Origin of the sequence: Micromonospora sp. NPDC050187, from assembly GCF_044459745.1 — a bacterium.
Taxonomy (GTDB): Bacteria; Actinomycetota; Actinomycetes; order Mycobacteriales; family Micromonosporaceae; genus Micromonospora.
The window spans coordinates 1-18,241 of record NZ_JBITJH010000003.1 but is presented as its reverse complement, the minus strand read 5'-3'; the positions used below and the strand labels follow the sequence as shown (position 1 = coordinate 18,241).

Below are 18,241 nucleotides of genomic sequence, written 5' to 3'. Positions count from 1 at the left end.
CGGTGCTCTACTTCCTGATCGTCATGGCCCTGCTGCTGCTCGGCTACGCCGGCTACCTGATGAGTCTCGCCCGGCGCGGGCAGAAGGTGCCCACCACGGCGTACGCGGTACTCGGGGTGCTGAACGGGATCATCCTGGTGGCCGTGCTGGTCTGGGCGGTCAACCGCTGACCGGGCCCCGCCGGCCCGACCGGGTCCGGCGGAAGCCCGGCGGCCACCGGGGCGAAGGCGGTTACCGGGGCGGGATACGGCGGCGGACGTCCGGCGTCGTGGACGGGCCGGGCGACCAGCGGGTCACCCAGGGCAGGTCGTCCGGCGGGGTGAGCACGCCCTCCTCGAGGCTGGCGTACCGGCCGGCGACGATCCGCCGGGCGGCGACCACGTCCACCGGGTCGGTGTTCGACCAGAGGTTGGTGAAGAGGGCCTCGATGCGCAGCCGGGCCTGCCGGCAGAACAGGTCGGCCAGCTCGCGCCCCTCGGGGTGGGTGTCCCGTTCGGCGTGCGCCCGGACGCAGACCGCCGACATGGCGAACAGCTCCGCCCCGATGTCCACGATCCGGCCGAGGAAGGCCTGCTTGCGCTCCATCTTCCCCTGCCAGCGGGACATCGCGTAGAAGGTCGAGCGGGCCAGCTTCCGGGAGGTCTTCTCGACGTGCCGCAGGTGGCCGGCGAGCGGGCCGAACTCGGCGTACGCCCCGGGCGCCTGGCTGCGGCCGACCGCGAGGGTGGGCAGCCAGCGGGCGTAGAAGGCGCCCGCGCGGGCCCCGGCGCGGGCCTTGCGGCCGAGCCCGGCGTCCGGGTCGATGATGTCCCCGGCGACGGAGAGGTGCGCGTCGACCGCCTCCCGGGCGATCAGCAGGTGCATGATCTCGGTGGAGCCCTCGAAGATCCGGTTGATCCGCAGGTCGCGGAGGAGCTGTTCGACGGCGGCCGGGCGTTCGCCCCGGGCGGCCAGCGACTCGGCGGTCTCGTAGCCCCGTCCGCCCCGGATCTGCACCAGTTCGTCGACGATCCGCCAGGCCATCTCGCTGGCGTAGAGCTTGGCCAGGGCGGCCTCGATCCGAATGTCGTTGCGGTCGTCGTCGGCGAGCAGGCAGGAGAGGTCCAGCATGGACTCCATCGCGTACGTGGTGGCGGCGATGAAGGAGAGCTTGGTGGCGACCGCCTCGTGCTCGGCGACCGGGCGGCCCCACTGCACCCGGTCGGCGGCCCACTCACGGGCCACGTTCAACGACCACTTGCCGGCGCCGACGCACATCGCCGGCAGCGAGAGCCGCCCGGTGTTGAGCGTGCTGAGAGCGATCTTCAGACCCCGCCCCTCGCCGCCGATGACGTTCTCCTTCGGCACGAAGACGTCGTGGAAGCGGGTGACGCTGTTCTCCAGGCCGCGCAGCCCGATGAAGGCGTTACGCCGTTCGACGGTGATCCCCTCGGCGTCGCCGTCGACCACGAAGGCGGTGATGCCGCCCCGGCGGCCCTCGCCGGCCGGCACCCGGGCCATCACCACCAGCAGCGAGGCGACCGTGCCGTTGGTGGCCCAGAGCTTCACCCCGTTGAGCCGGTAGCCGGTGCCGTCGGCGGTCGGTTCGGCGGTGGTGCCCAGGCGGGCCGGGTCCGAGCCGACGTCCGGCTCGGTGAGCAGGAACGCGGAGACCTCACCGGCGGCCAATCGGGGCAGGAAGCGCTGCCGCTGCTCCTCGGTGCCGAACATCTTCAGCGGCTGCGGCACGCCGATGGACTGGTGGGCGCTGAGCAGCGCGCCGATCGCCGGGCTGACCGAGCCGGCCAGCATCAGCGCCCGGCAGTAGTGCAGGTGGCTCAGCCCGAGACCGCCGTACGCCGGGTCGATCTTCATGCCGAAGGCACCGATGCGGGTTAGGCCCTGGAACACCTCGTCCGGGATGGACGCGTCCCGCTCGATCGCCGCCCCGTCCACCTCGGACTCCAGGTACGCCCGCAGGGTGGCGAGGAACTCCTCGGCGCGGGCGGCGTCCGCCGGATCGGTACGCGGCCAGGGGTCGATCAGGTCGAGCCGGAACCGGCCGAGGAACAGTTCCTTGCCGAAGCTCGGCCGGTCCCAGGCCGACTCGCGGGCCGCCTCGGCGACCTGTCGGGCCTCCTTCTCCGAGACCTGCCCCGCCTCCTTCGGCAGCGGCCCCACCCCGTCGGGGTGGGACGCCGGGCGGTCGTGCTGCGTGGTGCTCATGCTGCCCCCTCGTACCTCGGTCCGCCTCGCGCGCCGCTCCCGGGTAGACAAAGAGCGACGCCACCCCTGTTGTTACCCAGGAGTAGCGTCGTGCAAGCCCTGCCAGTGGCGATACCGGGAGGATTCAGTCGCACTGGCCCGGAGGCGGATCGTCGTCCTCGTCGTCGAGGTCGTCATCGCCCCAGTTGCGCCGGGCGAACGGCAGGATCGCCCAGAAGGTCAGGAACCACAGGCCGGTGACCGCGCTCAGCAGGAAGGCGATCGGGCGGTCCAGGATGAAGTCGGTGATCAGCAGCACCGCGCTGACCATCGAGACCAGCATGAAGGCGAGCCCGCCGCTGGCCATCCGGTGCGCGAAACGGACCAGTTCCGGCTTCCGGCCCTGGCGGAACAGCGCCCGGTGGAACGCCACCGGTGAAATGATCATCGCGGTCGCTGCGGCGGCGGCGATCAGCGCGACGACGTAGACGTCCTTCTGGAAACCGGTGGTGTCGTCGAACCCGGCGCTGAAGGGCAGAGTGAGCAGGAAGGCGAAGAGAATCTGCACGCCCGTCTGGGCGACCCGAAGCTCCTGCAACAGGTCGGCGAAGTTGCGCTGCCAACGCTGCCGTTCGGTCTCCTTGGACAAGCCGCCACCTCCACATGAGGACCAGAACCGGCGGTACGTCCTCCGGCCGGCAGCACAGCGATTGCCCCGTGCCGCGCGCCACGAAACGCATTCACATGTCCGCTTCCGGACCGTGCGACCGACTGGCGGACCGGGACGAGACAGGACAGCGGCAGTCAACCGGACAGCCGGGCCCGGACCGGACGACCGGCCGTCTCCGGGTCAGCGCTCCGGACCGGACGACGGGCCGCCTCCGGATCAGCTCGGGACCGGACGACAGGCCGTCTCCGGGTCAGGTGCCGCGGCGCAGCCGGCCGGCGTACCGGACCTCCAGTTCGGAGTTGTGCGCGTCGCCGTGCGGCACGTTGGCGGACAGGTAGACCGGCGGCGTCTCCCCCGCCGCGAGCAGCCGGGCCACCACCTCCACCACGATCTGCTGGGCCAGCAGGGCGGCCGTGATCGAGGAGACCGCGCCGACCGCTCCCCCGTCGGGCAGCGGCAGGGTCGCGTCGCCGTACGGGGCACCGTTGTCCAGCAGCACGTCGGCGAAATCGGCGAGCCGGTGCCCGGCCGGGTGGCGGGACGGCATCCGGGCCGAGTGCGCCGCCGAGACGATCGCCACCAACCTGTGCCCGTGCCGCTTGACCAGCGAGGCGAACTCGACCACCGCGCCGTTGATGCCGGAGTTCGAGGCGATCACGAAGATGTCCGGGGGACGCACCGGGGCCAGTTCCCAGAGCCGGTGCGCGACCGCCGGATCCCGTTCCAGGGTGGAACTGAGCAGGTCGACCGGCGCGCCACCGTACAGCACCAGGTCCCGCAGGGCGATCCGGTTGGTCGGCACCAGACCGCCGGCCCGTCCGGCGATCTCCAACGCCAGCCCCTCGGAGTGTCCGGTGCCGAACGCCTGCACCACCCCGCCGGCCCGGAGCGCGTCGGTGACCAGGTCGGCCGCGCGGGCCACCGCCTCGCGCTGGCCGGCGGCGACCCGGGCGATCGTCCCGGTCAGCGCGGCCAGGTAGCCGTCGGCACTGACCGGCGGGGTCGTCGCGTCCCGCCCGGAGGGGTCCACCGGGTCGCTCATCGCACCGCCTCCACCTGGGCGAGCACGGCCTCGGCCAGCGCGCCCGGCGCCTCGTCCGGAATCCAGTGGCTGACCCCGGTCAGCTCGACGAAGCGGTAGGGGCCGGTGACGTACGGGGCGCACGCCTCGGCGGCGGTCCGGCCGACCGCGGTGTCCCGGTCGCTCCAGACGTAGGTGGTCGGCACCGACACCGGTCCGGTGCCCACCAGCTCCCGGCCGGACATCGCCCGGTACCAGTTCAGCGCCCCGGTGAGCGCGCCCGGCTCCCGCATCGGCCGCACGTACGTGTCGATCCGCTCCCGGTTCCCCACCCCGCCGAGCAGCTTGCGCAGGGCGGCGGCGTGCCAGGCGAGCAGGACCTTCTCGGCCGTGCCCTCCTTACGGAACAGCCCCATGTACGCCGACCGGGTCTTCTGTCGCCGGTCCCCGGCGATGGTCCGGGCCATCGCGGCCGGGTGCGGCACGGAGACGGCGGTGAGAGTGTGCACCCGGTCCGGGTGGCCGGCGGCCAGGGCCCACGCCACGATCGCGCCCCAGTCGTGGCCGACCACGTGCGCGGCGGGCACGTCGAGCGCGTCGAGGACGGCGACCGCGTCGGCCACGCACTCGGTCAGCCGGTACGCCTCCACCGCCGTCGGGCGGGCACCGGGCGAGTACCCCCGCTGGTCCAGCGCGTACGTTCGCAGCCCGGCGGCGTGCAGGGCCGGCAGCAGGTCGACCCACTCGCCACTGTGCTGCGGGAAACCGTGCAGCAGCAGCACGGGCTCGCCGTCGTCCGGGCCATCGGCGTGCACCTCGAACGTCAGCCCGCGCGCATCGATCCTCATGCCCGGAGCCTACCGCCGGAGCGGAGACCGGGACGGCGACGGCCCTACTCGTACTGCTGTTTCGGGGTCGGCACCTGGCGCCACGACTCGACCTCCAGGTACGGCACCTCCGCGTCGTTGACCGGGTCCCGGCCGACCCGGTCGGTGTAGCGTCCGGTCACCTCGACCCAGGTGTCGTCGGCCAGCCCGGCGGGGACCTCACCGGTCAGACCGAGCTTCACCGGACGGCCGTCGGCGGCGCAGCAGGACAGGATCATCCGGGCCAGGATCGGCTGCCCGTCCGGGCCGGTGACGACGAACCCGGTGAGCTGGACCCGACGGTCCCCGATGGACCGTCCGCCCTCGAACAGCGCCCGGGAGGCGTAGTCCAGCACGGTGATCCGGACCGGGTCCCCCTCGGGCAGCGGCGGGTAGTCGGAGGTCGCCCGCTCGGACAACACCGTTCCGGCCTGCCCGGCGGCATACGAGCCGAGGGCCGGCGGGGCGACCAGCAGCAGGCCGAGCACCGGCAGGATGAGCAGCCAGCCGACGCGTGGACCGTGGTGGCCGTGGCCGTGGCCGTCGTCGTGCTCGTCCGGGGGATCCGGAGAGTCCGGCGCGGCGGGGCGCAGTTCGTACCACAGGGTCATCGCGGCGGCGGCCACCAGCAGCAGCCCGGCGGCGACCAGGAAGGGTTGCAGTCCCTCCTTGACGTAGCGCAGGTGCAGGTCGGTGAGGCTGGCCCGCAGCACCGCACCCCCGAGCAGTAGCAGGACGACCGCCTGGGCCTGCCGGTTCATCAGATCACCACCGTTCCCACGCCGACGGCCACCAGCACGGCGACCACGAAGGTGGTCGGGGCGAACCGGGACGCGAACCGCCGGCCGAAGGCTCCGACCTGCATCGAGACGAGTTTCAGGTCCACCATCGGCCCGACCACCAGGAAGACCAGTCGGGAGGTCAACGAGAACTGGGACAGCGACGCGGCGACGAAGGCGTCCGCCTCGGAGCAGATGGAGAGCAGGACGGCCAGCACCGCCAGGGCCAGCACCGAGAGCACCGGATCGTCGGCGAGGGTCTGCAACCAGCGCTCCGGCACCAGCACGTTGATGCTGGCGGCGGCCATCGCGCCGAGCACCAGGAACCCACCGGCGTGCACCACGTCGTGGCGTACCGCCGACCAGAACGCCGCGCCCCGGCCCAGGCCGTCCAGGTCCGGACGGTGCGGCAGCCGGATCCAGTCGGCCCGGCCCAGCCGCAGCCAGAGCCAACCCATGATCATGGCGACGACCAGGCTCGCCAGGCCCCGGCCGAGGACCATCTCCGGGTTGTCGGGGAAGGCGACCGCGGTGGCGGTGAGCACGATCGGATTGATCGCCGGGGCCGCGAGCAGGAAGGCCAGCGCGGCGGCCGGGGTGACACCCCGGCGGATCAGCGACCCGGCGATCGGCACCGACCCGCACTCGCACCCGGGCAGGACCACCCCGGCTGCGCTGGCCACCGGCACGGCGAGCGCGGGGTGCCGGGGCAGCGCCCGGGCCCAGAACGAGCGCGGCACGAAGACCGCGATCACCGCCGAGAGCAGCACCCCGAACACCAGGAAGGGCATCGCCTGCACCATCACCGAGACGAAGACGGTGGTCCAGGTCTGCAGCCGCGGCGCGGAGATCGCGGTGCCGATCGGCTCCCGGAAGACCACCAGCAGGACCAGCACCGCGGCCAGGACCTCCACCGAGCCGACCCGCTCGCGCAGCCACCGGCCCGGTCCGCCGGCCCCCGGGCCCTGGCCGGGTACGGCCGAGACCGGGAGGTCCGCCGTCGCCGGGGCGGCGTGACCGGCTCCGGCGACGGTGCCGGCCCCGCCGGGCGGCCCGGCCGTCTCGGGTGTGCCGGGACCCGGCGCGGCCTGGTCGGCAGAGGTCACGGTCGTCCCTTCCGGATCGACGGGTACGGGTACGGGGAGTGCCCCACCCTAACCCGGACAGTGACGTGGCCGACGTCATCGGCGCGACGTCGCCCCTGGGTTCCGGCGCGTCGCGGTGCTAGCGTCTGCGCAACAACTTCACATCCGACAGGGGAGCGCACAGCGCTGAGAGTGCGGGCACCACCCGCAGACCCTCGAACCTGATCTGGGTAATGCCAGCGCAGGGAGTTCGGTCAGTCTCCAGCCGCGTCGTCGTCCGGTGCCACCGGGCGTACGGCGTGCGTCTTGCCTGGTTCGCACACGGACTGGGAGCACGTACACATGAGCAAGCTCGACAATCCCCGCTGGCGCACCATCGACATCGTGGTCGCCTCGGTGATCGCGGTGGCCTTCGGCGTCATCTTCTGGGCCTGGGGCCTGGTGTGGAGCGCGACGTCCGGCGCGTTCGCCTTCTTCCCGCCGGCGCAGACCCTCATCTACGGGGTCTGGCTGATGCCGGCCGTGGTGGGTGGCCTGGTGATCCGCAAGCCCGGCGCGGCCCTGTACTGCGAGACCGTGGCGGCGGTGCTCTCCGCGCTGCTGGGCAGCCAGTGGGCCGGCACAATCATCCCGCAGGGCATCGTCCAGGGTCTCGGCGCGGAGCTGGCCTTCGCCGCGTTCCGGTACCGCTCGTTCCGGCTGCCGACCGCGGTGATCGCCGGGGCGCTGACCGGCGTCAGCGCGGCCCTGTTCGACTTCTTCGTCTGGAACGCCAAGTACGACCTGACCAGCTACCGCATCCCGTACGCGCTGCTCACCGTGGTCAGCGCCGCGGTCGTGACGGGTGTCGGCGGGCACGCCCTGACCACCGCCCTGGCCCGTACCGGTGCCCTGGCCCACCTGCCCGCCGCCCGCGACCGCACCCGCGTCTGACTCCCCGCCATGCCGCGTTGATCAAGAAGTTCGCGTCGACCAGAGGCCGATTCCCCGACGCGAACTCCTTGATCGACGGGGGAGATGGGCGGGGGCGTGGTGTGAGAGGGGGGCGTGGTGAGAGTGGGGGTTGGGGTGGCCCTGGGGGTGCGGGGGTTCGGGTGGCGGCACGCGGGGCGGAAGGCGTGGGCGCTGCGGGACCTGGACCTGCGCATCGAGGCCGGCGAGCGGGTGCTGCTGCTCGGCGCGTCGGGCGCGGGCAAGAGCACCCTGCTGGCCGCGCTGGCCGGACTGCTGCCGGATGACTCCGGCGAGCGGGCGGGCACCATCGAGGTCGACGGGCTCCCGCCAGCCGAGGCGCGGGACCGGGTGGGCATGGTCTTCCAGGACCCGGAGAGCCAGCTGGTGATGGCCCGCTGCGGCGACGACGTGGCGTTCGGGCTGGAGAACCGGGGGGTGCCGGCGGAGCAGATCTGGCCCCGGGTGGACGAGGCGCTGGCCCGGGTCGGTTTTCCGTACCCCCGTCACCGCCCGACCGCCGCGCTCTCCGGCGGGGAGCAGCAGCGGCTCGCCCTGGCCGGAGCGCTCGCGCTGCGGCCCGGACTGCTGCTGCTCGACGAGCCGACCGCCAACCTCGACCCGGCCGGGGCGGCCCTGGTCCGGCGGGCGATTGCCGAGGCGGTGGACGCCGACACCACGCTGGTGCTGGTCGAGCACCGGGTCGCCGAGGCACTGCCCCTGGTCGACCGGGTGGTCGTCCTCGCCGCCGGTGGGGGTGTGCGGGCCGACGGGCCGCCCGAGCGGGTCTTCGCCGAGCACGGGGCCGCGCTCGCCGCCGACGGGGTCTGGGTGCCGGGCCACCCCGTGCCGCCCCGCCGGGCGGTGGCCCCCGCCGGGGAGGTGCTGCTCACCGCCGAACGGCTCGGCCTGCCGCCCCGGCTCACCCCCACCGACCTGGCGGTACGCGCCGGCGAGGCGCTCGCCGTCCTCGGCCCGAACGGCGCGGGCAAGTCCACCCTCGCGTTGCTCCTCGGCGGGCTGCTCCGACCGGGCACCGGCCGGTTGACCGCGAGCGCGGACCTGGCCGGCACCGACCGACGCACTCCCCCGCACCGGTGGCGCGCACCCGCCCTGGCCCGGCGGATCGGCTCGGTGTTCCAGGACCCGGAACACCAGTTCGTCACCGGTACGGTCTTCGACGAGCTGGCGCTCGGGCCGCGCCGTACGGGCCGACCGGAGGCGGCCGTCCGCACCACCGTGAACGAGCTGCTGGACCGGCTGCGGCTGGAGCGGCTGGCCGGCGCGAACCCGTACACCCTCTCCGGCGGGGAGGCGCGGCGGCTGAGCGTGGCGACCGCCCTGGCCACCGCGCCCCGCCTGCTGCTCTGCGACGAGCCGACCTTCGGGCAGGACCGGCGCACCTGGTCGGAGCTGGTCGACCTGTTCGCCGGGCTGCGCGACGCCGGGCACGGCGTCGTGACGGTCACCCACGACGCGGACTTCGTCGACGCTCTCGCCGACCGTCGGGTGACGGTGGACCGGGCCGTGCCGCCGGCCGGGTCGGAGCGACCGTGATCAGCCTCGAACCGGTCGCCGACCCGACCGCGCCGCTGGCCCGACGCAACCCGGTGGCGAAGCTCGCGGCGGCGCTGCTCTTCTCGTTCACCCTGGTCGCCACGCTCGACCCGGTCGCCCCGGCGATCGCCATCGCCATCGAACTCGCGGTGCTGCCGATGTTCGGGGTCCGGTACGGGGTACTCGCCCGACGGGTCTGGCCGCTGCTGCTCGGCGCCGTCGGCATCGTGGTCACCCTGGTCCTTTTCGCCGCCGAGCGGGAGGGCCGGGTGCTCGTCGAGGCCGGTCCGGTGCTGGTGACCTCGGGAGTGCTGGTCACCGCGCTCGGGCTGGTGCTGCGGACGCTCGCCGTGGCGCTGCCCGGCGTGATCGTCTTCGCGACCACCGACCCGACCGACTTGGCCGACGCGCTGATCCAGAACACCAAGGCCCCGCCCCGGTTCGCCATCGGCGCGCTCGCCGCGTTCCGGCTGGTGCCGATGCTCGGCCAGGAGTGGCAGATGATCAGCCTGGCCCGACGGGCCCGGGGGGTGGACGCCGGCCGCAACCCGCTGGCGAAGCTCCGGCTCTTCGTCTCCACCGCCTTCGGGCTGCTGGTGGGGGCGATCCGGCGGGGCACCCGGCTGGCCGTGGCGATGGACGCGCGCGGCTTCGACGCCGGCACCCCACGGACGGTCGCCCGCCGCCAGCGGTTCACCGTCGCGGACGGGCTGCTGGTGGTGGGGGCGGCCGTGCTGGCCGGCGCGGCCCTCGGGGTCAGCGTCGTGCTCGGCACGTTCCGCCCCCTGATCGGCTGACCCGCCCCCCTTCCGCCCCGCCCGGCCGTCGCGGTCCCGGCCCGGCCGTCGCGGTCCCGGCCCGGCCGTCGCGGTTTCGGCGATACGGGGGTGTCCCAGCACCCGTACACCGCCTTATCGGCAAAACGGGGGCCGACGAGGCGGGCCGACGGGAGGCCGGTCCGGGCTCACACCGGGGGGCGGGGTGCCGCGTTGCGCAGCCTGATCCCGCTGAAGCCCAGCGTGCTACTGGTGACGGCATCCCAGAACGGCCATAGAGCGGTCAGGACACGGAGCTGAATTCCGGCTTCGGCGTGGCATTCGAACAGGTCGCCCACGGGCTCAGGTGGGCCGAGCGGCTCGACCGGCTCCACCGCCACGTGCGCGTGGGGTTCCGGTGCGCCGAAGGGCCGGAAACGGTTCGCCGGTAGCCGGTAGGCGAACAGCCGGACCCGGCGCATCGCGTCGAGCCAGCCGTACTCGATGGCATGGACGCGGTCACCGCAGCCCGCGCCGATGATGCGGGCCCGGTCGTCCTCGGACGTGGTCGCGCATACCCAGGCCATCGCGCGGGGACAGTGTCGGGGGAACCAGTAGTCGGGAGCCCGGTCGTGGTCGACCGCCCAGACGTAGGCGTCCGGCTGCCGCGCGGTCTCGGCGACGTGCGGCATGAACCGCCTGATCGTCGGATCCTCGGAGAAGTGCAGGACCTCTCCCGCTCGTGGTCGCATCCGCCCGTGTCTACACCAGGAGCGGAAGAGGCTCCACCGGTTAACCGGTCCGCCGCTGAGTTCAGCTGTGCTGAACCCACAGGTTCTCCTCGACGTATACGCCGCGATCCTGTTCCCGATCGATCAGCACGAGGTTGAGCGCACCGGGAACCACATATTCTCCGGTGACGGGAAACAGCATGTCCGCCCAGCTCTCCCATTCAGCGACAGTTCCTTCGACCACCATCGACCGCAGAGCTGGACAGAGCACGCGGGCTCCCATGCGCTGGTGGGTGCGGATCCACGGATCGATCGAGAGTCCGTCCGGGCCAGTCCATCCGCCGTACTCGGCCATCGACACCATCGGGTAGCGGTGCTTCCACGTCGGCCGGAGCGGAGCGACCACATGCGTGAGGCCGGCACTGCACGCTCGTCGCGTCAGCTCCTCAAGCACGACACCGGCCATGCCGCGCCTGTCGTGGGATGCGCCCACGACGACCGCCATGAAACTCAGGCTCGTGGGCTCGACACCGGCTTCTCGGCCGTCCACCGCACGGATCAACGCGTCGTCGTAGCCCGACGGCAGGTCGTCGACGCTGCCATCCCAGGCCATCGGCACTCCCCAACCGCCGGCGACGACAGAACGCCCGTCGAGCACCATGATGTCGAACTGCGCGAAGTACTCCTCGGCCCGGCTCATGTATCTCTTCGGCACGTCGTCGTGGAAAACGAACTCTGGCCAACGTTCTCGGAACACGAGGGCCGCCGCCTCGTGCAGCTCGGGCCGATCGACGCGCGTCACGATCTCCACGCCGGCAAGGAACGGCTCCACCGATCACCCGGTGCGCCGTCGATGCCGGAGGGGGTGGCCGGGGCGGTGACCGCCCCGACCATCCCGGGGCCGATCAGCTGCGCCGGAAGGCATACTGGCGGCCCTGCGCGGCGGGTCGGCCACGATTGGCGGTGTAGGCCGCGCCCCGCTGGGGCGGCCCGGCCTTCGGAGCCTGCGGCGGAGTCGAGCCGGTCGGCAGGCTCACCGGAGCCACCTCGATCGCGTCCAGGTCCGGCGGGGTCACCTCCAGCAGAGACGGCTTCGGCGCGGACGGACGGGACTTCTTCGGCTTACGCTTGGCAGGCATACGGTGCCTCCTTCGGCGAGGGACCGTCCGGAGCAGCCGGTACGGTCGGCGAACGGGGAACGGGGGTAGCCCCGGGACGGCCGACCACGGATGACGTCGCGACAGCGACGAACGGGAACGCGCACGCCCGGCGGCACGGTCCACGGCGACGGCGGTGGACCTGGCTCGGCACAAGGCATCAGTAGCGCATGTCCTGGACGCTATCCCACGGCACACCCGGCGCGCATCCGAATTAAGAGGATGCGGCGGGCGGACCACGCCGCCCGGCGGCAGGTCCGCTGCTCCGCACCCTCTCCCCCGCCCGGGGCGACCTCATGCCCGGGGCGAACGTTCGCGGTCGGTCAGGGCACCAGCGTCGCGAACACCACGATGTTGTCCTTGTACGACTTCGCTGCCTTGTCGTAGCCGCCGCCACACGTGATCACGCGGAGCTGCGCCTTGCCGGTGTGGCCGTAGACCAGATCCAGCGGAAGCTTCTTCTTCGGGTAACGGGTCACCCCGTCGACGACGAAGCGGGCCTTCCTGCCGTCCTTGCGGGGCACCTCGATGGTGTCCCCCGGTTTCAGCGCGCCCAGCCGGTAGAAGACCGCCCGGCCGGTGGCGCGTGAGTCGACGTGGCCCACCACCACCGCGGTCCCCACCTCGCCGGGACTTGGTCCCAGCTTGTACCACCCGGTCGTCTCGGGCTTGTTCAGCGGTGGGACCGCGATCTGCTGGTTCTTGTCCAGCCCGAGCGGAACCGTCGGCGCGTCGACGCCGATCCGCGGGATCCTGATGCGGGTGGGCTGCGACCGCGGCATTCCGACCACCGTCGGGGAGGGGGACGGGCGGGTCGCGGCGGACCCGGGATCGTCTGCGGGACGTCCGTGGGCACTGCGCGCCTCGCCGGGGGTCGCTCCGGCGGCCGGCACCGCGTCGGCTCCGCTCGGCGTCGGCTCTGGTGTGGTGCCCGTCGACGGTGACAGCAGGGACTGCGGTGCGGCGGCGGCGTCAGGCTGCGGCGGCCCGACCGGATCGGGAGCCGTGGCCGCGACCGTGATCAGTCCTGCTCCGGTGAGCGTGATGAGGGTGACCAGGACGAGGCCAGCGGCACGCCACGGAGAACCGTGGCGGCCGCTGGCGCTCCTGGCCGCCCTAGGCGACCGTGCCATTGGCGGACCGCCGACGCAGCAGTGCGATGCCACCGAGCACGCCCACGCCCATCATGCCGGCACCGCCCGCCGTCAGAGCACCGGTGTTGGTGTCGGCAAGCGCGCCACCGTCACCGGCCGCGACGGCGGCCGTACTCGGCAACACCCAGGCTCCCTCCGGACCCGCGTACACGCCGCTGGTGCTGGCGGACGGGGCCGCCGGCGAACCAGCCTCGCCGACACCGGCCTCCACCATCCGGAGGAGGTCGGCCAGCAGGTCGGTCTCGACGTCCACATCCACGTCGATGTCGCGGATGCAGACGACGATGTTGTTGGGCTGGGTCCTGTTCTCGTTCGACGCCGCCTGCGCTGCGGACAGGTTGAAGGTGACAACGCTGTCCGTGATCGTGTTGTCCCGGATGATCTGGGAGATGCTCTGCTCGTTGCTCTGCCTGGTGCTCGCGCAGATGACCCCGTTGCCGTTCTTGTCACGCAGGTTGAACGTCTTCGGCCGGTCGTTGGACTTCTTCTGCGACACCTGCCCCTCGTTCGAGGCCGTGGGCGCGTTGGTCTCCCCGTCGGTCGCGGCGAGCGCGGTGGCGGGCGCGGCGAACAGCAAGGCGGCACTGCCCAGCAGCACCCCGCCGGCGAGCTTGGTCGACAACCTCATAGACATGTTCCTCACTCCTTCTGGTCGTCTCAGGAGGACGAGCCATGACGAACGCTAGGGGGATTCATACGAAACAAGAGGACTTTTCCGTGTTTCGTAATAATCAGCCCTTGAGGTGCCACAAGTAGTTCATTCATGTCTCATGAGGCATAAGGACGGTTCTGTCCGCATGGTTCGGCAACGGCAAAGGCCGCACGGCCACGACAGCGGCTGCGGCGGGGGCGAGCGGCCCACGCCCGGCAACCGGAGGGCCGGCACCCGAGGGGCAACCAGGCCGGGCGGAGTGCCGGAAGGAGCGGACCGGCTCCTACCTCGGCAGGGACAGGAAGTCAGTGACGACGGTCCGCCAGCGCTGAGGGCTGTCGAGGTGCACGTCGTGGCCGGCCTCGGGAATCTCCACGGCGGTGACCGTGGGATGTCGCCGCATCCGGGCGTACTCGTCGGGGCGCAGCACGCCGTCGCCGGCCCGGACGACCAGGATCGGATAGCGGATCCGGGCGAACTCGTCCCAGCGTGCCCCGACGGCTGCCGCGACGGTGGCCACCATGACGTCGCGGTCGAAGGCCGGGTACCAACCGTCCGGCCATGCCGGCGGTCTCGTCGTCGGGGCCCTGCGGAACGGCTTCGGCCAGTACCAGCCGGAAGACGAGGTCGGGGTGACGTGCTGCGGTGAGCAGGGCGGTGTGTCCGCCGAGCGACTGCCCGACGACGGTCGCACGGCCGATCGCCCGCAGGGCGGTCACGGCGTCGGCGACGTGGGCGGCCCGGGACACGTCGGTGGGACGGCGCTCGCTCTCGCCGTGGCCACGTGGGTCGAGGCCGTAGACGTGGTGCGTGTCGGTCAGCCGGGGGCAGTGGCCGACCACTCCCCCGCGTGGCCGCACAGGCCCGGCAGCAGCAGGACCGGCTCGCCGGCACCCCCGAGGTCGTGCAGGGCCAGGCGGGTGCCGTCGGTCGTCGTCAGATCGATCACCACGGTACGGACCAGCCCGGTCCTGGTGCCGGGGCGCTTCCGTGGCCGCCGTCGCCGGTGGACCCGGCGGTGCCGTGTGGAGGACGGCACCGCCGGTCGGTCACCAGAACCGACGACGCCGCTTCGCCCTCTGCGGGCGGAGCAGGTCGGCTCCCCGGCTGAGGATCCGGCTGACGCCGGACGGGCCGCGTCGGGCCTCGATGGTGTGGCTGATTCGTCGTGCGCCGGCAGCCGCCAGCGGCACCGCGACCGCCATGACCGCCCACTGCCCGATCCGCTTCTGGATCATTGTCGGTAACACCTCCTGGATAGCTGCTGACCAGGCAGTACCCAGGTCGGGCCGCCGGTAAGCACCGCTGCGGCCCGAGGCACCCAGACGGCTCAGCCGACCGGGGCCGGCGGGGCGACCGGGTTCGGCAGCGCGCCGCCGAAGCGCCGGTCGCGCTGGGCGTACAGCTCGCAGGCGTACCAGAGGTGGCGACGGTCGAAGTCCGGCCAGAGGGTGTCCAGGAAGACCAGCTCGGCGTACGCGCTCTGCCAGAGCAGGAAGTTGGAGATCCGCTCCTCGCCGGAGGGACGGAGGAAGAGGTCCACCTCGGGGACCTCCGGGTGGTAGAGATACTTCGCGACGGTCTTCTCGGTGACCTTCGCCGGGTCCAGCTTGCCGGCGGCGGCGTCCCGGGCGATCGCGGCGGCGGCGTCGGCGATCTCGGCCTGGCCGCCGTAGTTGACGCAGAACTGGAGGGTCAGCGTCGAGTTGTCCTTCGACATCTCCTCGGCGGTCTGTAACTCGCCGATCACGCTCTTCCAGAGCCGGCCGGCCCGCCCCGACCAGACCACCCGGACGCCCAGGTCGACGAGCTGGTCCCGGCGACGCCGGATGACGTCCCGGTTGAAGCCCATCAGGAAGCGGACCTCGTCCGGGGAGCGCCGCCAGTTCTCGGTGGAGAACGCGTACGCCGAAAGGTAGGGGATACCCAGCTCGATTGCGCCCTCGACGGTGTCGAAGAGGGAGAACTCCCCCGCCTCGTGGCCCTTGGTGCGGGGCAGTCCCCGCTCCTTGGCCCACCGGCCGTTGCCGTCCATGACCACCGCCACGTGCTTCGGCAGCGCCTCGGCGGGCAGTGCCGGTGGCCGGGCCCCGGACGGGTGCGGCGTCGGCGGCGTCGGCGTGCGCCGACCCGTCCTCATCGATCGGATCACTCGATACTCTCCCTGGTCACACCCGCTCCACCGACCCGTCGCTGCCGCGCGACGGGGCCGGGCCGGCCGTCGGGGTGCCCCGGTCGACCAGCGGCAGCGAGCGTAACGCGCGCTCCAGGTGCCACTGGAGGTGCGCCGCGACGAGTCCGCTGCACTCCCGGCGTACGGCGGTGGGGGTGGCGTCGGCGACCATCCAGTCGCCGGTGGTCAGCGCGGACATCAGGTCGACGGTGGCCGGGGCCGGGTGGGCCGCCCCGGGCGGCCGGCAGTCCGGGCAGACACAACCCCCGGCCGGTACGGAGAACGCCCGGTGCCGGCCGGGCGTGCCGCAGACCGCGCAGGCGACCAGGGCGGGTGCCCAGCCGGCCAGCGCCATCCCGCGCAGCAGGTAAGCGTCGAGCACCAGCGTGGTGTCGTGGGCGCCCCGGGCCAGCGACTTCAGCGCCCCGAGGGTGAGCTGGAAGAGCCGCAGCGAGGGCTCCCGTTCGACCGGGGTGAGCCGCTCGGCGGTCTCGGCGATCGCGCTGGCCGCCGTGTAGCGGGGGTAGTCACCGAGGAACCGCTTGCCGTACAGGTCGATCCCCTCGACCTGGCTGACGGTGTGCAGCGAGCTGCCCTGGTTGCCCTTCGGGTCCCCGGCGAGCTGGACGTCGACATGACCGAACGGCTCCAGCCGGGCCCCGAAGCGGGAGGTGGTGCGGCGCACCCCCCGGGCCACCGCGCGCAGCCGGCCGTGCCGGCGGGTGAGCAGGGTGATGATCCGGTCCGACTCGCCGAGCTTCTGGACGCGCAGCACCACCGCGTCGTCGCGGTAGAGCTGTCGGCGGTACCCGGCCACCGGACCATTCTCCCCGCCCGCCCCAGGCCCCCGTGACCCGGGTGGCGGGCGGTCAGCTCACCCGGATCCGGGTGTCCTCGGCCAATACCGCCTCCGTGGCGGGCCCGGCACCGGTCCCGGGGGCGGAACCGGGACGGGGCACACCGTTGACGGCGGAACCGGGAGGGGGCACACCGTTGGCGGTGGACCGGGGTCGGGGCACGACGACCGGTCCGGAGCCGGGCGCGCCGCCGGGCCCGGATGCCCCGGTGGCCACCGGGGCGACGTCGGTGGGCGTGGCCGGCCCCGGTTGGGTACGCCGCCCGCCGGGCAGCAGTTCGGGTCGGCGGCGGGCGGCGACGTCCTCGACCCAGCCGACCAGCACCGTCACCACCCCGACCAGGAGGAAGACCAGCACCACCCGGATGGCGAGGCCGAGCAGGTCCTGGTGGGACCAGCCGACCACGTCCACCAGCGGGGTGAGCGCGACCACGAAGGGCATGTGCCAGAGGTAGACGGTCAGCGCCCGCCGGTTGAACACGGTCACCGCCCGGCCGAGCACGGCGTTCCGGTCGACCCAGGCCGCCGTCGAGGGGGCGAACCCGAGGGCGATGAGGATGAACGCCGCAGCCCAGAGTGCGTTGCCGATCCGGATGTCGTTGAGGTCGTAGCCGCGCACGCCCGGATGGGTGAGGATCCAGGCGCCCCCGGCGGTGGCCAGCAGTGCCGCGACGGCGACCAGCAGCCGCCGGGAGAGCCGGCGCAGCATGCCGTCGTGGTGGGCGAAGCCGAGCAGCCACGCGCCGAAGTACAGGCCGAAGTCGCGCAGCACGATCGGGGCACCGGGAAAGCGCAGCTCGACCACGACGAGCAGCACGTACGGGGTGAGCAGGGTGGGCAGCGGGGCCCGCCGGAACAGCCAGAGCGCCAGCGGGGAGGCGAGGACGAACCAGAGGTAGTCGCGCAGGTACCAGATCACGCTGAGCGCGAGTGCGCCCCAGCCGTTGGCCGGCGGGTCGGTGATCGGGAAGAGCCAGAGCAGCAGTCGCCAGTTCACCGACAGTCCGCCGCTGATGAGCATGGCCGGCACGAAGATCACCGCCACCACCCAGAGCGAGGGCAGCAGCCGGCGCAGCCGACGGCCGACGGCGGCCGTACCGGAGCGGTCGAGCGAGGCGGCCATCAGCGATCCGGCCAGCGCGAACATCACCGACATGGCCGGGAAGACCAGAGTGAGCGTGGCCCACCCGGTGACGTGGTAGACCACGACTCGGATGATCGCGAGAAAGCGCAGCAGATCCAGGTATCGGTTTCGCATCAGCCTGCGTCTATGTCCGGGGGCAGCGGCGGGTTCCTGTCCTACCCTCCGCACCACCGGCTGGAAACGCCCTGTCCGGGGCATCGAAAGTGAGGAATCCCACAGAAGCCCCGAAGACCGAACCGCCCCTGGCGGGGTGGCCGGATGAGGCCCCTCGGTCGACACCGACTGCGGCATGTCGGCCTCTCGCCCGAGCGGAAAGTCCGACTTGCCGCATGACGAGTCGATTAACCGACGCGGGCCGCGTGTCCGCCTGCCTCCGGCGACGGGGGGGGGGGCGGGGGGGGCGCCCCCCCCCCGGGGGGCCCCGGGGGGGGGCAACCCGGCCGACGCCCGGCGGTGGGGGGCGGGGCCAAGGCCGATGCCACCCCGCCGGGAACGTGCGGGTTGAC

Annotated in this window: 21 protein-coding genes and 1 riboswitch; of the genes, 4 read left to right on the top strand and 17 right to left on the bottom strand. The window is 72.8% G+C overall.

All coding sequences use genetic code 11. The features are described 5' to 3' along the window. Positions 1-2 precede the first annotated feature (2 nt). Entirely contained in the window at positions 3-170 is a 168-nt protein-coding gene (locus tag ACIBJE_RS05945) for a hypothetical protein (RefSeq protein WP_396743580.1), read from the top strand. A 61-nt stretch (positions 171-231) separates the two neighbouring features. Here the strand turns inward: ACIBJE_RS05945 and ACIBJE_RS05940 are convergent, their stop codons facing one another. From ACIBJE_RS05940 to ACIBJE_RS05915, 6 genes are all read right to left on the bottom strand, one after another. After that, positions 232-2,205: an acyl-CoA dehydrogenase family protein gene (locus tag ACIBJE_RS05940; protein ID WP_396743577.1), complete on the bottom strand. Its 1,974-nt coding sequence runs from the start codon at positions 2,203-2,205 to the stop codon at positions 232-234. A 124-nt stretch (positions 2,206-2,329) separates the two neighbouring features. Beyond that, positions 2,330-2,833, bottom strand: a complete 504-nt coding sequence (locus tag ACIBJE_RS05935) for a DUF6328 family protein (RefSeq protein ID WP_396743574.1) — start codon at positions 2,831-2,833, stop codon at positions 2,330-2,332. A 271-nt stretch (positions 2,834-3,104) separates the two neighbouring features. Next, complete coding sequence (locus tag ACIBJE_RS05930) at positions 3,105-3,896, bottom strand: sugar isomerase domain-containing protein (protein ID WP_396743571.1); 792 nt, start codon at positions 3,894-3,896, stop codon at positions 3,105-3,107. After that, on the bottom strand, positions 3,893-4,723 hold the full coding sequence (locus ACIBJE_RS05925) for an alpha/beta fold hydrolase (protein WP_396743568.1): 831 nt from the start codon (positions 4,721-4,723) through the stop codon (positions 3,893-3,895). Before ACIBJE_RS05925 ends, ACIBJE_RS05930 begins: the two co-directional genes overlap by 4 nt. A gap of 44 nt (positions 4,724-4,767) precedes the next feature. After that, positions 4,768-5,502, bottom strand: coding sequence for a TIGR03943 family putative permease subunit (locus ACIBJE_RS05920; protein ID WP_396743565.1), 735 nt, complete (start codon positions 5,500-5,502; stop codon positions 4,768-4,770). After that, positions 5,502-6,455: a permease gene (locus tag ACIBJE_RS05915; RefSeq protein WP_396744518.1), complete on the bottom strand. Its 954-nt coding sequence runs from the start codon at positions 6,453-6,455 to the stop codon at positions 5,502-5,504. Before ACIBJE_RS05915 ends, ACIBJE_RS05920 begins: the two co-directional genes overlap by 1 nt. A gap of 310 nt (positions 6,456-6,765) precedes the next feature. Further along, positions 6,766-6,871, top strand: a riboswitch (TPP riboswitch). A gap of 76 nt (positions 6,872-6,947) precedes the next feature. On the opposite strand from ACIBJE_RS05915, the gene ACIBJE_RS05910 reads away from it, so the two are divergent. The 3 genes from ACIBJE_RS05910 to ACIBJE_RS05900 all read left to right on the top strand — a co-directional run bounded on the left by ACIBJE_RS05910 (position 6,948) and on the right by ACIBJE_RS05900 (position 9,910). Next, a complete protein-coding gene (locus tag ACIBJE_RS05910) occupies positions 6,948-7,538 on the top strand; it encodes an ECF transporter S component (protein ID WP_396743562.1) in 591 nt (196 codons plus the stop codon). A 123-nt stretch (positions 7,539-7,661) separates the two neighbouring features. Beyond that, the gene (locus ACIBJE_RS05905) at positions 7,662-9,113 is read left to right on the top strand and encodes an ABC transporter ATP-binding protein (protein ID WP_396744515.1); all 1,452 of its coding nucleotides are present in this window, start codon (positions 7,662-7,664) and stop codon (positions 9,111-9,113) included. Further along, positions 9,110-9,910 (top strand): energy-coupling factor transporter transmembrane component T family protein, encoded by an 801-nt coding sequence (locus ACIBJE_RS05900; protein ID WP_396743559.1) that lies wholly within the window; start codon positions 9,110-9,112, stop codon positions 9,908-9,910. The genes ACIBJE_RS05905 and ACIBJE_RS05900 overlap by 4 nt, the downstream gene beginning before the upstream one ends. Before the next feature lie 167 nt (positions 9,911-10,077). On the opposite strand, the gene ACIBJE_RS05895 is transcribed toward ACIBJE_RS05900, so the two are convergent. The 11 genes from ACIBJE_RS05895 to ACIBJE_RS05845 all read right to left on the bottom strand — a co-directional run bounded on the left by ACIBJE_RS05895 (position 10,078) and on the right by ACIBJE_RS05845 (position 17,849). Further along, complete coding sequence (locus ACIBJE_RS05895) at positions 10,078-10,620, bottom strand: DUF6886 family protein (protein ID WP_396743556.1); 543 nt, start codon at positions 10,618-10,620, stop codon at positions 10,078-10,080. Positions 10,621-10,681: 61 nt separating this feature from the next. Then, positions 10,682-11,431 carry a hypothetical protein gene (locus ACIBJE_RS05890; RefSeq protein WP_396743553.1) on the bottom strand — a complete coding sequence of 250 codons (750 nt, stop codon included), beginning with the start codon at positions 11,429-11,431 and terminating at the stop codon, positions 10,682-10,684. 73 nt (positions 11,432-11,504) lie between these two features. Further along, positions 11,505-11,738 (bottom strand): hypothetical protein, encoded by a 234-nt coding sequence (locus ACIBJE_RS05885; protein WP_396743550.1) that lies wholly within the window; start codon positions 11,736-11,738, stop codon positions 11,505-11,507. Between the two features lie 341 nt (positions 11,739-12,079). Then, positions 12,080-12,889, bottom strand: a complete 810-nt coding sequence (locus tag ACIBJE_RS05880; protein ID WP_396743547.1) for a class F sortase — start codon at positions 12,887-12,889, stop codon at positions 12,080-12,082. Beyond that, positions 12,873-13,544, bottom strand: a complete 672-nt coding sequence (locus ACIBJE_RS05875) for a hypothetical protein (RefSeq protein WP_396743544.1) — start codon at positions 13,542-13,544, stop codon at positions 12,873-12,875. Before ACIBJE_RS05875 ends, ACIBJE_RS05880 begins: the two co-directional genes overlap by 17 nt. Before the next feature lie 323 nt (positions 13,545-13,867). Then, positions 13,868-14,404, bottom strand: coding sequence for an alpha/beta fold hydrolase (locus ACIBJE_RS05870; RefSeq protein ID WP_396743541.1), 537 nt, complete (start codon positions 14,402-14,404; stop codon positions 13,868-13,870). After that, positions 14,380-14,511 (bottom strand): alpha/beta fold hydrolase, encoded by a 132-nt coding sequence (locus tag ACIBJE_RS05865; RefSeq protein WP_396743538.1) that lies wholly within the window; start codon positions 14,509-14,511, stop codon positions 14,380-14,382. The genes ACIBJE_RS05870 and ACIBJE_RS05865 overlap by 25 nt, the downstream gene beginning before the upstream one ends. A 100-nt stretch (positions 14,512-14,611) precedes the next feature. Continuing rightward, positions 14,612-14,800, bottom strand: a complete 189-nt coding sequence (locus ACIBJE_RS05860) for a hypothetical protein (protein ID WP_396743535.1) — start codon at positions 14,798-14,800, stop codon at positions 14,612-14,614. Positions 14,801-14,892: 92 nt separating this feature from the next. Continuing rightward, entirely contained in the window at positions 14,893-15,702 is an 810-nt protein-coding gene (locus ACIBJE_RS05855) for an isoprenyl transferase (protein WP_377654447.1), read from the bottom strand. Positions 15,703-15,730: 28 nt separating this feature from the next. Beyond that, entirely contained in the window at positions 15,731-16,552 is an 822-nt protein-coding gene (gene recO, locus ACIBJE_RS05850; RefSeq protein WP_396743531.1) for a DNA repair protein RecO, read from the bottom strand. Between the two features lie 52 nt (positions 16,553-16,604). Continuing rightward, positions 16,605-17,849: an acyltransferase family protein gene (locus ACIBJE_RS05845; RefSeq protein WP_396743528.1), complete on the bottom strand. Its 1,245-nt coding sequence runs from the start codon at positions 17,847-17,849 to the stop codon at positions 16,605-16,607. Positions 17,850-18,241 lie beyond the last annotated feature (392 nt).

Excerpts from the sequence above, each read along its gene's own strand:
- ACIBJE_RS05875 (WP_396743544.1), bottom strand. The coding sequence starts at position 13,544 with ATGTCTATGAGGTTGTCGACCAAGCTCGCCGGCGGGGTGCTGCTGGGC.
- ACIBJE_RS05885 (WP_396743550.1), bottom strand. The coding sequence starts at position 11,738 with ATGCCTGCCAAGCGTAAGCCGAAGAAGTCCCGTCCGTCCGCGCCGAAG.
- ACIBJE_RS05920 (WP_396743565.1), bottom strand. The coding sequence starts at position 5,502 with ATGAACCGGCAGGCCCAGGCGGTCGTCCTGCTACTGCTCGGGGGTGCG.
- ACIBJE_RS05895 (WP_396743556.1), bottom strand. The coding sequence starts at position 10,620 with ATGCGACCACGAGCGGGAGAGGTCCTGCACTTCTCCGAGGATCCGACG.
- ACIBJE_RS05880 (WP_396743547.1), bottom strand. The coding sequence starts at position 12,889 with ATGGCACGGTCGCCTAGGGCGGCCAGGAGCGCCAGCGGCCGCCACGGT.
- ACIBJE_RS05845 (WP_396743528.1), bottom strand. The coding sequence starts at position 17,849 with ATGCGAAACCGATACCTGGATCTGCTGCGCTTTCTCGCGATCATCCGA.
- ACIBJE_RS05910 (WP_396743562.1), top strand. The coding sequence starts at position 6,948 with ATGAGCAAGCTCGACAATCCCCGCTGGCGCACCATCGACATCGTGGTC.
- ACIBJE_RS05925 (WP_396743568.1), bottom strand. The coding sequence starts at position 4,723 with ATGAGGATCGATGCGCGCGGGCTGACGTTCGAGGTGCACGCCGATGGC.
- ACIBJE_RS05940 (WP_396743577.1), bottom strand. The coding sequence starts at position 2,205 with ATGAGCACCACGCAGCACGACCGCCCGGCGTCCCACCCCGACGGGGTG.
- ACIBJE_RS05855 (WP_377654447.1), bottom strand. The coding sequence starts at position 15,702 with ATGAGGACGGGTCGGCGCACGCCGACGCCGCCGACGCCGCACCCGTCC.
- ACIBJE_RS05930 (WP_396743571.1), bottom strand. The coding sequence starts at position 3,896 with ATGAGCGACCCGGTGGACCCCTCCGGGCGGGACGCGACGACCCCGCCG.
- ACIBJE_RS05860 (WP_396743535.1), bottom strand. The coding sequence starts at position 14,800 with ATGATCCAGAAGCGGATCGGGCAGTGGGCGGTCATGGCGGTCGCGGTG.